The organism is Daejeonella sp. (assembly GCF_046590655.1).
Lineage (GTDB): Bacteria > Bacteroidota > Bacteroidia > Sphingobacteriales > Sphingobacteriaceae > Daejeonella.
Genome location: NZ_JBKJUM010000149.1, coordinates 22,356 through 37,654, shown reverse-complemented (window position 1 = coordinate 37,654; position 15,299 = coordinate 22,356). Strand labels below are relative to the sequence as shown.

General features: G+C 39.5%; 17 protein-coding genes. 5 read left to right on the top strand and 12 right to left on the bottom strand.

Annotated features, from left to right (window positions below):
- The 6 genes from ACLL8Z_RS13895 to ACLL8Z_RS13870 form a co-directional block, all read right to left on the bottom strand.
- Window positions 1-374 (bottom strand): hypothetical protein (locus ACLL8Z_RS13895; protein ID WP_411275390.1); only part of this gene is annotated, 374 nt, incomplete at its 3' end.
- An 8-nt stretch (window positions 375-382) separates the two neighbouring features.
- A complete protein-coding gene (locus ACLL8Z_RS13890; RefSeq protein ID WP_411275389.1) occupies window positions 383-895 on the bottom strand; it encodes a hypothetical protein in 513 nt (170 codons plus the stop codon).
- Window positions 896-905: 10 nt separating this feature from the next.
- Complete coding sequence (locus ACLL8Z_RS13885; protein ID WP_411275388.1) at window positions 906-1,436, bottom strand: hypothetical protein; 531 nt, start codon at window positions 1,434-1,436, stop codon at window positions 906-908.
- A 114-nt stretch (window positions 1,437-1,550) separates the two neighbouring features.
- Window positions 1,551-2,072 carry a hypothetical protein gene (locus tag ACLL8Z_RS13880; RefSeq protein ID WP_411275387.1) on the bottom strand — a complete coding sequence of 174 codons (522 nt, stop codon included), beginning with the start codon at window positions 2,070-2,072 and terminating at the stop codon, window positions 1,551-1,553.
- Between the two features lie 180 nt (window positions 2,073-2,252).
- A complete protein-coding gene (locus ACLL8Z_RS13875) occupies window positions 2,253-2,741 on the bottom strand; it encodes a hypothetical protein (RefSeq protein WP_411275386.1) in 489 nt (162 codons plus the stop codon).
- A gap of 28 nt (window positions 2,742-2,769) precedes the next feature.
- Window positions 2,770-3,216: a hypothetical protein gene (locus ACLL8Z_RS13870; RefSeq protein WP_411275385.1), complete on the bottom strand. Its 447-nt coding sequence runs from the start codon at window positions 3,214-3,216 to the stop codon at window positions 2,770-2,772.
- Between the two features lie 71 nt (window positions 3,217-3,287).
- Here ACLL8Z_RS13870 and ACLL8Z_RS13865 point away from each other — a divergent pair, with 71 nt between their 5' ends.
- Both ACLL8Z_RS13865 and ACLL8Z_RS13860 read left to right on the top strand, forming a co-directional pair.
- Window positions 3,288-4,097 (top strand): hypothetical protein, encoded by an 810-nt coding sequence (locus tag ACLL8Z_RS13865; protein ID WP_411275384.1) that lies wholly within the window; start codon window positions 3,288-3,290, stop codon window positions 4,095-4,097.
- Window positions 4,098-4,175: 78 nt separating this feature from the next.
- A complete protein-coding gene (locus ACLL8Z_RS13860) occupies window positions 4,176-5,240 on the top strand; it encodes a DNA topoisomerase IB (protein ID WP_411275383.1) in 1,065 nt (354 codons plus the stop codon).
- Window positions 5,241-5,277: 37 nt separating this feature from the next.
- Here the strand turns inward: ACLL8Z_RS13860 and ACLL8Z_RS13855 are convergent, their stop codons facing one another.
- Genes ACLL8Z_RS13855 through ACLL8Z_RS13830 form a run of 6 tightly spaced genes read right to left on the bottom strand, consistent with a single transcriptional unit; the run spans window position 5,278 to window position 12,051 of the window.
- Complete coding sequence (locus ACLL8Z_RS13855; protein ID WP_411275382.1) at window positions 5,278-5,487, bottom strand: hypothetical protein; 210 nt, start codon at window positions 5,485-5,487, stop codon at window positions 5,278-5,280.
- A gap of 45 nt (window positions 5,488-5,532) precedes the next feature.
- On the bottom strand, window positions 5,533-6,129 hold the full coding sequence (locus tag ACLL8Z_RS13850; protein ID WP_411275381.1) for a chemotaxis protein CheB: 597 nt from the start codon (window positions 6,127-6,129) through the stop codon (window positions 5,533-5,535).
- Complete coding sequence (locus tag ACLL8Z_RS13845; protein WP_411275391.1) at window positions 6,114-6,929, bottom strand: CheR family methyltransferase; 816 nt, start codon at window positions 6,927-6,929, stop codon at window positions 6,114-6,116. The genes ACLL8Z_RS13850 and ACLL8Z_RS13845 overlap by 16 nt, the downstream gene beginning before the upstream one ends.
- Window positions 6,930-6,937: 8 nt before the next feature.
- Entirely contained in the window at window positions 6,938-7,312 is a 375-nt protein-coding gene (locus tag ACLL8Z_RS13840) for a response regulator (protein WP_411275380.1), read from the bottom strand.
- 27 nt (window positions 7,313-7,339) lie between these two features.
- Window positions 7,340-10,906 carry a response regulator gene (locus tag ACLL8Z_RS13835; protein ID WP_411275379.1) on the bottom strand — a complete coding sequence of 1,189 codons (3,567 nt, stop codon included), beginning with the start codon at window positions 10,904-10,906 and terminating at the stop codon, window positions 7,340-7,342.
- 17 nt (window positions 10,907-10,923) lie between these two features.
- On the bottom strand, window positions 10,924-12,051 hold the full coding sequence (locus ACLL8Z_RS13830) for an ATP-binding protein (RefSeq protein WP_411275378.1): 1,128 nt from the start codon (window positions 12,049-12,051) through the stop codon (window positions 10,924-10,926).
- 181 nt (window positions 12,052-12,232) lie between these two features.
- Here ACLL8Z_RS13830 and gap point away from each other — a divergent pair, with 181 nt between their 5' ends.
- The 3 genes from gap to ACLL8Z_RS13815 are packed head-to-tail and all read left to right on the top strand — an operon-like array spanning window position 12,233 to window position 14,915.
- The gene (gene gap, locus ACLL8Z_RS13825) at window positions 12,233-13,234 is read left to right on the top strand and encodes a type I glyceraldehyde-3-phosphate dehydrogenase (RefSeq protein WP_411275377.1); all 1,002 of its coding nucleotides are present in this window, start codon (window positions 12,233-12,235) and stop codon (window positions 13,232-13,234) included.
- 13 nt (window positions 13,235-13,247) lie between these two features.
- Window positions 13,248-13,679, top strand: a complete 432-nt coding sequence (locus ACLL8Z_RS13820) for a GNAT family N-acetyltransferase (RefSeq protein ID WP_411275376.1) — start codon at window positions 13,248-13,250, stop codon at window positions 13,677-13,679.
- A gap of 45 nt (window positions 13,680-13,724) precedes the next feature.
- On the top strand, window positions 13,725-14,915 hold the full coding sequence (locus tag ACLL8Z_RS13815) for a phosphoglycerate kinase (RefSeq protein WP_411275375.1): 1,191 nt from the start codon (window positions 13,725-13,727) through the stop codon (window positions 14,913-14,915).
- The last annotated feature ends 384 nt before the right edge of the window (window positions 14,916-15,299 follow it).

Sequence of the window (15,299 nt, the reverse complement as noted above, 5' to 3'; positions counted from 1 at the left end):
AAGGCCAGGTTATTCGCATTAGTGGTTGAATATGTAAAATTTGCAAATGTCAGAGGCGAGTTTATCAAAGCAGGGCTGTCACCATTTGGTACAAACGTGATAACGCCTATTTCTGTGGTAAGTTTCCAGTTCACATTCGACTGGACAAGGAGATTAATAGGGGAGGTTTCAAGACCATTTTCCAGTTCGTTTGCATTAGTGAAGGACGGCAAGGTCAGAGTAGAGGTGCTGGATAGTATGAGGGTTGGGTCGATTGTAGTTGAATACTGATTTGAATAGATCGTCTGATTAACATTCCGGTTGCCCTGAGCAGCTGCCTGGAACACCCCAAAATATAAGATTATGCTCAAAAATAAATAATGTGCTTTTTTCATAATATGGTCTATTGTGGACTGATCGTATAAATAATCGGTATAGTGTATGCTGCTGGATTGACGGAAAAACCCGGAGTGATTTTGAATTTTATACCAAATTTTCTTTCAGATCCCGATTTGGTTCCTGTAAGTACTGTAACCAGAGAAGAGGAAAAAACTACAGGTGGATTATAAGTATTATTTTGATTCGGAGATAAAATATAACTGAAATTGTTAAAAGTTAAAGGGTTTGTAATGGTTTGTGGACCATTTGGAATAGGAGTTGAAACAATAGTTCCTATTTCCGTATCCACTTTCCAGTCATTATTAGCTTTAATTTTGAATCTTACTACCGAAGTTTCCAATCCGTTTGTTAAATCACTTCCACTGGAGAATGAAGGCACTGTGATTGCTCCAGATTCGAGTTCAATATCGACGAATACAGGAATGCCAGCATTCATTTGTGCCTGAGCAAAGCAAAGCACTGTCACTAGGATCGTAACTGTTGCCAGAAGCTTCTTTATGCTGTAAGCTAGATTCAAATTTTATTTATTATTGTGCGCTTAAAGTATAAATGAGAGGAATGACGTAGGTCGCCGGATCTACTTCAAACCCCGGAATGATTTTGAATTTCAAATTGAACGTATTACCAGCCTTTTGAATATTACCTTGAAAACCGGTTTTAACATGCACCACCGGTCCCGGAAAAGGGGTCATGCTACTGTAAATCTCATTATCCGCAGCAGTTGTGTAATATTTAATATGATTATAGGTTAATGGTGATGTGATTGACGCCGGGCCGGCGCCTCCTGCCAGAGGATTGGATGTAATAGTTCCGATTTCAGTAGCCAATTTCCAGTCTTTATTCGATTTAATAGTAAAGCGGACCGTGGATGTCTCCAGCCCTCCCTCTAATTCAGATTGGGTGATGAACGGCGCTATAGTTATCGCACCCGTTGTAACAGTCAGGCCCATAGAGCCCAGAATGTTTGATGATCCGGATTTGTTGATAATGTTGCCTTGTTGGGCATTGGCAACATTCGCGAACATGACTATCGACAGAAATATTATCAGACTTTTCATACTGTTGAGTCTCCACCCGCTAAAAGTTTAGTGGGTTTGTTGGGTTTAAACAAAAAAAGTGAGGTTTAAATAACCCCACTTTTCTGGATAACGTTAAAGATCGGATTATGAAGCTTATTGTGCGCTAATTGTATTAACCACGGTTACTGCATAAGTACCTGGATCAACATCAAAACCAGGAATCACTTTGTATTGTAATGTGAATGTGTTACCAGAAACAGCAGGAGCGCCTCTACTTCCAGTTTTTGCTTCAACAGCGGTGGTGGTAGTCGGAGTCGCGTTAGCGAAAGGGTTCCAGCCGGTTACTGTACCACTGGCACCATTTATAACTCCCCAGGAAATATTTAATGGTTGGAGAGGAGCGGTAATGGTTGCAGGACCTCCGCCTATTGCGGTTCCTACGACGTTGGAGATAGATGTCATTAATTTCCATAACCTGTTAGATTTAACAGCGAAAGTGACCGGTGCGGTAACAAGACCAGCTTCGATCTCAGCATCTGTCGTAAAAGCAGCGAGTGTAGGAGTTCCCGATACAGTGGAATTAACTACCGAATTAATTGTGGCGCTAAAGTTTTGCGCTCGAGCCATAAAGCTCATAACCGTTATCAACGATAACGTGATTAGACATTTTTTCATGAGGCGTAGGTTTTTGTAATTACGAATGATGCAAAACTAATGCCACCCAACTGATTGTGCATCAACGTTATAAATTAGATGGTTTTACTTTGATTGAATAATGATTTGATATTAATAGTGTAGATTATGTTCTACAACTCGGGTAAATTTGGGGAAAATATTGCCGAAGTGAGATAATATTTACAATGCGGTTAAGGTGTAAACCAGTGTAATGAAGTAATACCCTTCGTTATAGTTAAAACCTGGGGTAAATTTAATGTCTGCTTTAAAATCATTACCCGGCGTAAAATTTCCACCTCTGTTTCCGGTAAATAAACGCACGTCGCTATATGCCAGAGGTATGTATTCTCCGCTTGTAGTCTTTTTAATTTCTAACACAGAAGGCGGCATATCCTGACTTGCATAAGTGCCGCTCCCACTGAAGTAAGGCGTAAGAGATTTTACGCTGAGAGTCCATGGGCGGGTTGCTTTGATCCTGAACCTTGCGAACTGGTTTTTAATTACTCCATTTTCGATATCATCAGAAGTAATAAATTTAAATGATATTTCTGTTTTAGGATCCATTTCAAATTCCAATGCCGGACTTAGATTAAGCCTAACCTGCGTATTTTCAAAATCTTCCTTATTCTTTTGAGCAAAAACAAGGTCAGAGCTGCATAAAAATACCATCAGTAAAAATAAAGAGGAGCATCTCATGTCAGTCGCTTGTTAAGGTAAACAGGATGTTAACTACATAGCTTCCGGGGTCATAGTCGAAATATAAAGGAGCAACTATGAAATCCAGGTAATATATTTCACCATCCTTATCATTCCTGTCAACAGAAATTAAATGTTGATCGTTAGTTGCAGATAACGGTATTAAGGGTATAGTATTATGTATTCGTATTGAAAATTTTTCTGCCGGAATGCTCTGCCCGCTACTTGTTTTTATAGGACCGTCAGATCTGAAATCAATTTGATAATTCTTCTTTTTTGCGTCTATATTTAAGCGGATCGCATTATTAGCAACCTTTTGATTTTCATAATCGCTAATGGTGGTATAATTAAAATCGGGAGCCGTCCCTATAATATCGAGGCTCATTTTTTGGGCTTTAGTATCAGCAGCCACAAAAGAAAACAGTAGGCACAGAAGAATTTTTTTCATGACCGAGTTTCTAACTTGTAAAAATAACGCAATTTTATTCGATTTTGTAATTTTTTTACTCTATTTGTATTATGACAAAATTGATTTGTTTACGATTGTTGTTAGCTATTGTATTTCTGCCATCGCTGCTTTTTGCACAGCAGATGAATGTCAATCCTTCAACTCTCACATACAATCTCGCTCCTGGGACTACTGAGACTAAGTTTGTAAGTGTAAGAAATATTACTACTAAACAGCATACTTTTCAGTTAACCCTGGCCGACTGGTATCGTGATTCGTTAGGAAATCACGTTTATCTAAAACCCGGGGCAATAAAGCAAACATGTGCGTCGTGGATTAAACTTGGGGTGAATGTGGTCGAATTGGCTCCGGATCAGGTTGTAGACATTCCTGTAACTTTAGAGGTTCCAGCTGATTTCAATGAAAAGGAGGGTATGCGCTGGGCTATGCTATTTATTCAAAATTACATTTCAGATGATTCTACGGTTCAGAAAACTGCAAGGATAACAACTACAATTCGTGAGATATTCCGGGTGGGACTTCATATTTATCAAACACCACCAACTATAACGGCCAAATCTGCACTTGCTGTGTCTTTAAATAAAGACAAAAAGAATGCTGATACTTATGTTTTTGAAATGAAGAACAATGGGCCTACTATGTTAAATTGTTACGTCCATATGGAACTTACTAATATTGAAAGTGGCAAAGAATTTAAACTAGAAGTTCAGGATTTTCCAGTCTTTCCCGGGGGGAAGCGGCTAGTCGATTTTAAATTACCCCCCACGCTGCCGAAGGGGAAATATTCTGCCCTTGCTATTTTGGATTACGGAGAGAATTCGCCACTCGAGGCTGTCGAGTCCACAATTGACATAAAATAACCTATAGCTCAAGCTTTCAGAACGCCAAGAACTACCAACGTTTCTTAAACAATTTCATTTGAAATAGGTTATTGTTTTATGACCGAATTGGAGTACGTACTTGAGGAAACCAGATTAAATTACTTTAGCGATTCCGCCCCGGGCATAACCCGCACCGTTCAAAAAGATGGTTATATTTTCAGCGATAGGAGTGGGAATACTATTGTTGATGAAAAGATTCTTGGCCGTATAAAAAAGCTTGCAATACCACCGGCATGGACCAGCGTTTGGATTGCGCCAAAAGCCAACGCTCATTTACAGGCTACAGGAATTGATCAAGCTGGAAGGAAGCAATATAAATATCATAACGACTGGATAAGCTATCGTAATGAAACCAAATATTTTAGATTGCTTGAATTCGGCAGAAAACTGCCTGAATTTAGAAAAAACATACAGAAAGATCTCCGCAGAAAACAGCTGGATGAACGCAAGGTCCTTGCTATCTCCGTAAATATGATGCAGAAAACGCTCATCAGAATCGGTAATGAAACATATAAACAACTATATGGATCATATGGCCTCACTACTCTCCGAGATAAACATGTAAAGATTAACGGGAATTCCCTGAAATTAAGTTTTAAAGGAAAAAAAGGTGTATATCACGAAATAGATATTTCAGATAAGATATTATCGAGGCTCGTAAAAAAATGTAAGGATATTCCAGGTCAGGAATTATTCCAGTATTATACACCTGATGGTGACAGAAAGTCAATCGACTCGGGGAAAGTGAACAATTATATCAAAGAGATTAGTTGCTGCGATTTTACTGCAAAGGATTTTCGAACGTGGGCCGGTACGATGCACACAATGAAACATCTAGCCGAATTTGAATACCCCGGTAATATCACTTTAAGGAAAAAAATTATTGTTGACGCAATTGACCAGGTTGCTGCCAAGCTAGGTAATACCCGGGCGATATGTAAAAAATCCTATGTTTTTCCTGCTCTTCTTGAAGAATACGAAAATGGGTCTCTTCAACCCTATCTTTCAAAATTGTCCAGGGCAACCGATTTTACAGGGGAGAAAGGACTAAATCATGATGAAAAAGTTTTACTTAGTTTTTTAAAGGCTCAAAAGAAAAAGCGTAGTCTATTAAAAAAGTAAGTCATGCAAACTTTTTTTTAGAAATATTCAATATCAGTTAGTCTTTCGGCGGCGATTTAATGGGGGTAACTGGCTGTTCGTCAATTTCCCTCCTCTTTGCAGGATCGGCAAAATTTGCATCTTCTCTGTTATATACCTTGTCTCGGCGTTTAACCACAGCTTCGTTATCGTCCTTAGGGTGTTCTACTTTTTTTTGCTCAGAATCCTGCGGTACTAATTTTTCCGATTTTTTGCTTTGATTGTTCATGATTTATAAACAAAGCTGGTGAAACAATGTTTCGCACCAATACCGTCAAACTTTTGATGCATCAGCAAGCAAACAAACAAAGTTGCTTAATTCGTCAGTCTTAACAATGAAATCAACCGATATTTTATCCAGCGCCTTTTGAGGCATGTATGATACCTTAGCGGTTTTCGGATCTTGTACTGCAATGATCCCCTGAAGTGTTTTCACAAGTTCCATTCCCTCTACTCCATCTGAACTCGCCCCGGATAGAAGCAATACTGCTAGCGCCCCTCTGTATGTCTCGGCTGCAGTCTGAAAAGTGACATCAATGCAGGGCCTTGAAAAATTGACCTTTTCAGAATAATCCAGAGATAGGGTGAAGTCATTTTCAACAAGAAGGTGATAATCAGCCGGTGCTATATAAATAAAGCCCTTCTTCAATGTTTCTTTCTCATTGGCTTCAATCACGGGATGTTTCGTTTTCGCAGCAAGTAAATGGACCAGCGCTGTATCAGTATTTTGTTTTCGATGGAGAACAATAATGATTGCAAAGGGCAAAATTTTTGGCAGTTTTGGAAATGCCTTTAAGATAACTTCCAGGCTCCCGGCCGACCCCCCGATAACCAATAACTCTACCGGAGTTTTGATTATACCTTGCGCCATATATTCTCTGTATTTAATTGTTTAAACTTGGAAGCAACAGAAGAAAAGCGGAGCGTCTCCTTAGTTCCTAACGCAAGGAAGCCTAGATTTTCAAGGCTTTGGTCGAACAGTGTAAAAACCTTTGCCTGAAGATCTTTATCAAAATAGATCAGAACATTGCGACACAAAATAAGCTGAAATAGATTAAAAGAATGATCAGAAACGAGATTGTGTGTTGAGAATATCATTTTTGATTTCAAACTGTCATCAAATTTTGCAACATGGTAATTTGCGGAGTAATAACTTGAAAAATCATTTTTTCCTCCTGAAAGAATGTAATTTTCTGAATATTGTTTCATCTGGCTTAAAGGGAATATGCCATTTCCTGCTTTTTCCAATACTTCAGGATTCAGATCAGTGGCATATATCAACGATTTATCCAAGAGGTTTAGCTCTTTTAAAACAATTGCAATCGAATATGCTTCTTCTCCGGTGGAGCAGCCCGCAAGCCAAATCCGGATAAACGGATAGGTACCAAGTTGTGGAAGGACCTTTTCACGAAGGGCATTGTAGAATGTAGGATCGCGGAACATCTCGGTGACATTTACCGTAATCTGTTCAACGAAACGTTTAATGTAGATCGAATCAGTTCTTAAATGATATCTGAATTCTGCGAAGCTTGGAAACTTGTCCAGGGCAAAAAGCCTATTAATCCTGCGTTTTATAGACGCTTTAGAATAATTTGTGAAATCATAGCCATAAAGCTCCAATACATCATTTAGCAGGATCTCAACTTCAATATCCTTAATCACACTTGCCAGCACGGATTTTATTCTAAATGTTTATTCAAAATACAGGTTAGCAGGTCGACATCAACCGGCTTGGAAGCATAGTCGTCGGCTCCCGCAGCGAGTGCCTTTTCTCTATCACCTATCATAGCCTGCGCTGTTACCGCAATAATGGGGATTGATCCAATTTTTTCATCGCTTCTTATCTCATCTATTGCTTCATATCCATCCATATCAGGCATCATCATATCCATCAGCACAATCCCTATCTCCGAATCATTATTTAACAGATTTATTCCTTCAACCGCACATGTAGCCGATATGCAATTAAAGCCCCTGGCTTTTAACACCGCTGTGAGAGCAAAAATATTCCGGCTGTCGTCGTCTATGATCAAAACTTTTTTCTTTAGAGCCATTCTAAGCAATATTGTGATATTCTAAAATTATTTTTTATCATATAGCCAGACTCTCAGAAGCGAGATCAGCTGATCAATGTCGACAGGTTTTGAGATATAATCTGATGCGCCGGCTTTTATACACTTCTCTCTATCACCCATCATCGCTTTTGCAGTAACAGCAAGTATGGGAAGTTGTTTATATTTTGGATTTCGTCTGATACGGCTAGTGGATTCATATCCGTCCATTTCAGGCATCATCATATCCATCAGCACGATATCAACCTGAGGGTTTTCGTCCAATATTTTAAGTGCATCTTTTCCATCAATTGCCGAGACGATCTGCATAAAGTGTTTTTCCAACGCCTTTGTAAGTGAAAAAATATTTCTCACGTCATCATCAGCAATAAGCACTGTTTTCCCTTTAAGTACTTCATCCATTCCGCCGAGGTTTTTTTTCCGCGTCGGATTAGACGTCTTTTTATTATCCTCAACAAGATGCAGAAACAAGCCTACCTCATCTAAAATGCGTTGGTATGAATGAGCAGTTTTGACGACAATAGAATCAGCATATTGCTTTATCTTATTTTCTTCCCCCTTCGAGAGGTTTTTGCCCGTGAAAATGATAATGGGCAAGTTTTCGAGTCCCGGACTGGATTTAACTATTTCCAGTGTTTCATAAGCATTTCGGTCGGGGATTCCCATGTCCAGAATGACGCAATCCACTTCTTTTTTATTAAGTAAAGTTATACCCTCGCTTATCGAACCACTTATCTCTGAGTTTATGCTAAAGTTGCTTAGAAAATAGCCAAGGGCTTTTGCGTGCTTAGGGTTCTCCTCAATGATCATCACCTTCTTAGGATGCCTGCTGAGTGCGTCTTCAAGCTTTTTGAAAATCTGATTCATATCATCAAGCGCAATTGGTTTGTTGATGAAATCTACTGCACCTTTTAAAAGACTTTCCTTCTTAACCTCCATTGAAGACATAATGTGGATCGGGATATGGCGTGTTGCAGGATTAGACTTCAACTCTTCCATTACTTCCCATCCATCCTTTACAGGAAGTTGTATATCCAGTAGGACTGCAATTGGCCTATACATTGCAGCCATTTCAATCCCCTGATCCCCGCGTACAGCAACAATACCTTTGTAATGATATTTTCTTGTGTAATCCAGAAGAGCTTTCGCGAAGACAATGTCATCTTCGATAATAAGAATGATTTTATCGTCCTCCATTAAATTGTTTCGGTCGTCCTCTATTTCAACCGGGACTACCGGGGAGCGGAATCGTACAGGATTTTTGGGCTGCACTTGTCCTTGTGCGTTTTCCTGCGATTCAGGCAGACCGATGAAATGGGTACTTGTCTTTGAAACAGGTATTAGTACTATAAATTCGCTTCCAACTCCTGGGGTGCTTACCAGCCTTATCTCACCTCCAAGTAGCTTAGCTAGTTCGCGGCTGATTGAAAGTCCCAGGCCAGTACCACCAAACTTTCTGCGGGTAGACCCATCGGCTTGCTGGAATGCCTCGAAAACTTGTTTTTGCTTGTCTTTGGGAATTCCAATGCCAGTATCCTTTACACTAAATTGTATTAGGTTGGAATTTTCAGAGTGTGAAACGTTTAGCGCTACTGATCCTTTGGAAGTAAATTTCAATGCATTTGATAGCAAATTTTTTAGGATTTGCTCCAGCCGTTGTTTATCTGTTACAATTTTTTCAGGCGCCAGTGGATCAATCATTAGTTGAAGATCTATACCTTTTTCTCTGGCCAAAGGATCGAACAGCGACCGAAGGTCACTATTTATTTCCTTTAAAGTCACAGATCTCAGTTCCAGATCCATTTTTCCGGATTCGATTTTAGAAAGATCCAGTATCTCATCGATCAGACTAAGAAGTCCTTGGCCGGCACTTTGTATAACTCCGGCATATTCCACCTGTTCTTTGTCCAGGTCTTTATTTTCAGACATGAGCCGGGAAAGGAGGAGGATTGAATTTAAAGGTGTGCGAAGCTCGTGAGACATATTAGCTAGAAACTCTGATTTATATTTTGTACTGAGTTCCAACTGTTCTGATTTCTGTTGTATATCAAGATTTCTTTCAATGATGATTTGATTTTTTTCTTCCAAAAGTCTGCTCCTCTCTTCCAATTCCTGATTGCTTTGAAGCAGCTCTTCCTGCTGAACGCGCAACTCTTCCTCTGACGCCTGAATTTTCTCAGTTTGAGTTTCAAGTTCTGTATTCAGGTTTTCAAGCTCATTATGTTGATTCTGCAATTCTTCAGCCTGAGCCTGCGTTTCTTCGAGTAGTTCCTGTTGTTTTTTACGGATTTGAGAGGTGTAAATTGCAATGCCAACATTGTTCACAATTGACGATATAAAGTCCATCATTGTGCTTGTTATTGAAGTGAGCGAACCTATCTCTAATACTCCAACTAATTTAAATTCGTAGAATATAGGAATTGCAGCAATGGAAGAAGGTTTCACATTGCCGGAAGCAAAGCTGATAATGAAATTGTCAGCCGAAATATCATTTATAAGTATAGGCTTGCCGCTGTGAGCACTCTGACCTGCGACACCTTCTCCCATCTTTATGAACTGCCTTATTGAGTTGTTATCAATAGCGAAACTTCCGGATAATTTTAGTCTGCCCTCTTCAACTAAATAAAAAGCAGCTACCTGGCTATTTGTAAACTCGGCAATAAATTGAATGGTATCATTAGTTAACTGATCGATGGTTTTTTCACCTACCATTATCTCGTTGAGGCCGGCAACGCCACTCTGCAGCCATTCTTTGTGATGCAACTGAGTAAAAGAGACATCAAGAGACTCTGCCATTTTATTAAGTGCAACTGAAAGACTTCCCAAATCATCATCTGGGGTATAATCAACTCTTATTTTATAATCACCGGTAGAAATCTTGTCAGCGATATCCTGAATTATTCCTATCCGATTCCGAATTTCACAGTCTTTTAACTCGAGATCAAGCTGAAGCTTAGTTTTTTCGGCAAAATCCTTACTCACTTTTATGTAGAAAAAAATCGTAATGATTAGCGATAAAGCAGCCGCAATCATAATCAGAATAGGGGTGTAGGAAGCAAACCTCTTCATGTTGGTTGTACGGGCAGCCAATAATCCACTTTCATGGTTTTTCATAGAATTTACCAGTACCCTGATCTCGTCCATAGAATCTTGCCCCTCTTGCAGAAAGGTAAGGTTGAGAGGTTTCCCGGTCTTTTTTAAACTGATAACCCGTTCCATATAGGTAATCCTTTCTTCTATCAAAACTTCCAGCTGGTCTCTGTTTTTTTGTTGAAAAGAATTATCCGTGGTTAGTTCCCGAATATGTGTAAGGCTTGCAAGGGCCCGCTGCCGGATGCCTTTATAGGGTTCAAGAAAGTCTTCTAAACCAGTCAAAAGATAGCCTCGCTGAGATGTTTCCGCATCTTTCAAGGAGAGCATCATATTATCAAGTTCCTGGATGACCTCGTTGGTATGGCTAACCATTTGAGAGCTGTCCAGCAGTGCGTCGATACTCATAAAAGAAGCGGTAGAACTTAGAACGAGTATAAGAAGCGATAATCCGAAGCCAATCTGAATGTTTCTTCTAAATTTCATAAAATTGTATCGATTTTCTATTTCTCGGCCTGAGATGATTTTTCTAGGGGAATCTTGAACCAAAATTCCGATCCTTTTCCAGGAGAGCTAACGACTCCCCACGTGCCCCTATGGCGTTTTATGATTTCAGAGCTTATATAGAGTCCAATACCCAATCCCTGAAACCGTGTAGCTGAGCTCTCCACTCTATAGAATTTCTCAAATAGCCGAGATTGCATTTCTTTGGGAATGCCGATGCCAAAGTCCCGTACCTTTAACTGAATTTCATCATTACCGGTAATGGAACTTTCGATATGCACCTCTTTACAATCAGGGGAATATTTAAACGCATTGGTTAGGTAATTAATAACTACTTGCTCTACTCGCATTTCATCACCAAAAACCTGCGCTTCCACCGATTTTTTATGGACTATTGTACAATCCTGGGTTTGCTGAACAATATCCACTGCACTTTGAAGCATTGCATTAAAATCGAAACCTTTTTTGTTAAATTCTATCTTACCATTCTCGATTTTTGAGATGTCCAGTAGGTCGCCGATCAGATTTTGAAGTTTACCTAACTGGAGATTAGTCCTTCCTAAATAGTTCTCAACGGTTGTGTCCTCGTATTTTTTTAATGATCGCTGCAATAACTGAACATAGCCAATAATGCTGGTAAGCGGCGTTTTCAGTTCATGACTAGCTATACTTATGAATTCGTCTTTCTTATTTTCTGCTGCTTTTCGCGATTCGATTTCAGTCAAAAGAGCTGATTGAATTTTTGTCAATTCCTGATTTTGATGGTATAACCTATAAAAAGTTTTAACCTTGAGTAGTAAAATATCGGGATCGAAAGGCTTAGTTACATAATCCAGACCGCCTGAAGCATAACCTTTGGTCACGAATTTTTTATCAGTATTTACTGCCGAAAGGAAGATTATGGGAATATCTTTTGTTTTGCTATAGCCCGAAATTGTCTCTGCAACTTCGAAACCATCCATACCTGGCATCTGAACGTCAAGAATTATCAGGAAGTAGGAATTTTTCAGGATTTTTTTTAAAGCCTCTTCACCCGACAACGCAGAGTCAACAGGGAAGCCATTAAGTTCAAGTAACTTTTTTAGAGAAAAAATATTCTCTGGTATATCGTCAACAATTAAAATCATCTCTGTTCTTTCGGCATTTACGGATTAATTACAGCTGCGGATAAATTTAGAAATAATAGTGAATGAAACATGATTAATCTTAGGTCAAAGGGATAAATAATCAGTTTCTTACGGCTCTGCATGTTTTTTACTTAGCGTTTACCATTCTATGTGATAACTTTGCTAACTCCTAATTAAAAGAATGAAAGTCGCAATAAATGGATTTGGACGTATTGGCAGAATTACACTGCGCGCATTACTTGAGAGAAAGGGAATAGATGTAGTTGCGGTTAATGATCTTACGGATACGGCAACCCTTGCTCATTTATTTAAATATGACTCAGTTCATCGAGGTTTCAACGGAACTGTGAGCGCGAAGGAGAGCGAACTCCTTATCAACGAAAACCGGATACGTGTATTTGCCGAAAAGGATCCTTTGAAGCTCCCGTGGCGAGAATTGGGTGTCGAACTGGTTATAGAATCTACTGGTAAGTTCACTTCTTCCGAACTTGCTAAAGTCCATGTGGAGGCTGGAGCAAGGCAAGTTATCGTTTCAGCGCCTTCGGATGACAAAGATTTTCCAACGGTGGTTCTAGGTGTAAATGATGATATAGTTGATATGTCTGCTGCTATATTATCGAATGCTTCATGTACAACAAACAATGTAGCAACAATGGTAAAGGTGTTGGATGATAATTGGGGGGTGGTGAATGGCTACATAACCACGATACATTCAATGACCGGGGATCAAAATCTCCACGACTCACCTCATAAAGATCTTCGACGCGCGCGCGCCGCTTCTGCTTCGATAATCCCTACCACCACCGGAGCTGCCAAGGCTATTACCGCCATCTTTCCACACCTGGAAGGGAAACTGGGCGGAGCGGGAATTCGCGTTCCTGTACTTAACGGTTCATTAACAGATTTCACTTGTATTTTAAAGGTCATTCCATCCGCAGAAGAAATTAACCTCGCTTTCAAAAGAGCTTCAGATGGGTTTCTTAAAAATATTCTTGAATATACATCAGATCCTATAGTTTCAGTTGACATATTAGATAATCCGCATTCGTGCATTTTCGACTCGGAACTTACATCAGTGGTTGGCAATTTAGTAAAAGTAGTAGGCTGGTATGATAATGAATCAGGTTATTCAAATCGATTGGCTGATGTTGTTGTTAAAATTGCACATTTAAATAGACGATAGTCCCCATTTTTTAATGATACAATTCATCAGAACGGATCAGACGTTGGACTTGAGGAGTTCGGAACTGAGAGGAGGTTTGGACAAAAGCTTATGCGGCTTCGACGGAGATGACGACCAAGGTTCATTCCATGTTGGTTATTTTCAGGATATGATACTGGTCAGCATAGCAACCTTTCAAAAGCTACAACGAGAAGGATTTTCGGGCAATGGCTATCAGTTACGGGGAATGGTAACTCATCCGGATTTCCGGGGTAAAGGAATTGGCAACCAACTTTTAAACTTTTCTATTGTTTACCTCAGTGGGCAAAGGGTTAATTACCTTTGGTGTAATGCCAGAAAAATAGCGTATAAATTTTATCAGGGCATAGGATTTGAATTTATATCAGAAGAGTTTGAACTTCCGGTGATAGGACCGCATAAAGTGATGTATCTTAAAATTAGTTAATGACCGATCTTGGAACCAAAACCTAACAACCAGCAACCAACCAGCATGAAAACAATTGATTATTTAAATTTTTCAGGTAAAAAAGCCCTAATACGAGTTGATTTCAATGTTCCTCTTGATGAGCATTTCAATATTACAGATGATAACCGGATCATGGGCGCTGTACCTACCATTGAAAAAATTTTAAAAGACGGGGGATCGGTAGTATTGATGTCGCATCTGGGCAGACCAAAAGATGGCCCGGTGAATAAATATTCTCTAAGCCACCTTACAAAATATTTATCCCTTGTTTTGAATACTGACGTCAAATTTGCTGACGATTGTGTCGGTAAAGAAGCTATGAAACTGTCGAAAGATTTAAAGTCGGGTGAAGTTTTACTCCTGGAAAATCTGAGATTCTATAAGGAAGAAGAGACAGGCGACGAATCTTTTGCGAAGAAGCTTGCATCATTGGGGGATGTATATGTAAATGATGCTTTCGGAACGGCACATCGTGCTCACGCTTCGACTGCAGTCATTGCAAAATTCTTTGATGATGCGAAGTATTTCGGGTACCTGATGGCAGGCGAGTTAGCCAATGCAGAAAAAATATTGAACCACGCGGAAAAGCCTTTTACAGCAATTATGGGCGGGGCAAAAGTTTCTGACAAGATCGAATTAATAGACCAATTGCTTAATAAAGTAGATAACCTGATTATTGGTGGAGGGATGGCATATACATTTGCCAAAGCGCAGGGCGGGAAAATTGGTAATTCACTGGTTGAAGACGACAAACTTGAACTGGCAATTGAACTTATCGCAAAAGCGAGAAAGAAAAAGGTAAACCTTTTATTACCGGTTGACTCCATTATAGCGGATGCGTTTGCTGAAAATGCGAAGACTGGCAAAGCTCAAAACGATAATATTAAAGATGGTTGGATGGGACTTGATATCGGTGCCGAATCAATAAAAGACTTCGTGAAAGTTATTAAAAAATCTAAAACTATTCTCTGGAATGGGCCGATGGGCGTTTTTGAAATGGAAAAGTTCCAGGAAGGAACAAAGGCTGTTGCTGAAGCAGTGGTTGAAGCTACACGGAACGGTGCATTCTCACTTATTGGAGGAGGTGACTCTGCTGCTGCTGTTGCGAAATTTGGCTTTAATGACGATGTAAGTTATGTTTCAACTGGTGGAGGCGCATTACTTGAATATATGGAAGGAAAGGAACTTCCTGGTGTGAAAGCAATTAATTCGTAAGATTATTGTCATCGCAATGGTTCGTTAGAATGACAACTATTTTGCGCTTTCGTAGGCTTCTATAAGCCAAATTGATAATTCGGGATTCACTTCATCAATGCTGGTCAGTTAAACCCTATGCGAATACATGGTGCCAGATGGCCCTGAATTTTGAATTCTTTCATTGAAGGATTTATCTTTGATTCTCAAGCTCAAATCGATTCTGATCTTGGTGGCTGGTTTTATAAGTGCGAATTGCTTGCTTCGTCTTGCAGTTGTGACGAATTATAGAACTCAATTCAGTAAGCCTAATACACAATATGCTGCCACTGATAAAGCAGAAATGCTTTTAAAAAACACCTTCAGGCACTTGAAAATTTAATCCGCCAACAACAATAGAGATAT

What these genes read in the sequence shown, in the direction of transcription:
- ACLL8Z_RS13840 (WP_411275380.1), bottom strand. Translation starts at nt 7,312, where the DNA reads ATGGCTCTAAAGAAAAAAGTTTTGATCATAGACGACGACAGCCGGAAT.
- ACLL8Z_RS13885 (WP_411275388.1), bottom strand. Translation starts at nt 1,436, where the DNA reads ATGAAAAGTCTGATAATATTTCTGTCGATAGTCATGTTCGCGAATGTT.
- ACLL8Z_RS13835 (WP_411275379.1), bottom strand. Translation starts at nt 10,906, where the DNA reads ATGAAATTTAGAAGAAACATTCAGATTGGCTTCGGATTATCGCTTCTT.
- ACLL8Z_RS13830 (WP_411275378.1), bottom strand. Translation starts at nt 12,051, where the DNA reads ATGATTTTAATTGTTGACGATATACCAGAGAATATTTTTTCTCTAAAA.
- ACLL8Z_RS13820 (WP_411275376.1), top strand. Translation starts at nt 13,248, where the DNA reads ATGATACAATTCATCAGAACGGATCAGACGTTGGACTTGAGGAGTTCG.
- ACLL8Z_RS13815 (WP_411275375.1), top strand. Translation starts at nt 13,725, where the DNA reads ATGAAAACAATTGATTATTTAAATTTTTCAGGTAAAAAAGCCCTAATA.
- ACLL8Z_RS13870 (WP_411275385.1), bottom strand. Translation starts at nt 3,216, where the DNA reads ATGAAAAAAATTCTTCTGTGCCTACTGTTTTCTTTTGTGGCTGCTGAT.
- ACLL8Z_RS13865 (WP_411275384.1), top strand. Translation starts at nt 3,288, where the DNA reads ATGACAAAATTGATTTGTTTACGATTGTTGTTAGCTATTGTATTTCTG.
- gap (WP_411275377.1), top strand. Translation starts at nt 12,233, where the DNA reads ATGAAAGTCGCAATAAATGGATTTGGACGTATTGGCAGAATTACACTG.
- ACLL8Z_RS13875 (WP_411275386.1), bottom strand. Translation starts at nt 2,741, where the DNA reads ATGGTATTTTTATGCAGCTCTGACCTTGTTTTTGCTCAAAAGAATAAG.
- ACLL8Z_RS13880 (WP_411275387.1), bottom strand. Translation starts at nt 2,072, where the DNA reads ATGAAAAAATGTCTAATCACGTTATCGTTGATAACGGTTATGAGCTTT.
- ACLL8Z_RS13850 (WP_411275381.1), bottom strand. Translation starts at nt 6,129, where the DNA reads ATGGCGCAAGGTATAATCAAAACTCCGGTAGAGTTATTGGTTATCGGG.
- ACLL8Z_RS13860 (WP_411275383.1), top strand. Translation starts at nt 4,176, where the DNA reads ATGACCGAATTGGAGTACGTACTTGAGGAAACCAGATTAAATTACTTT.
- ACLL8Z_RS13855 (WP_411275382.1), bottom strand. Translation starts at nt 5,487, where the DNA reads ATGAACAATCAAAGCAAAAAATCGGAAAAATTAGTACCGCAGGATTCT.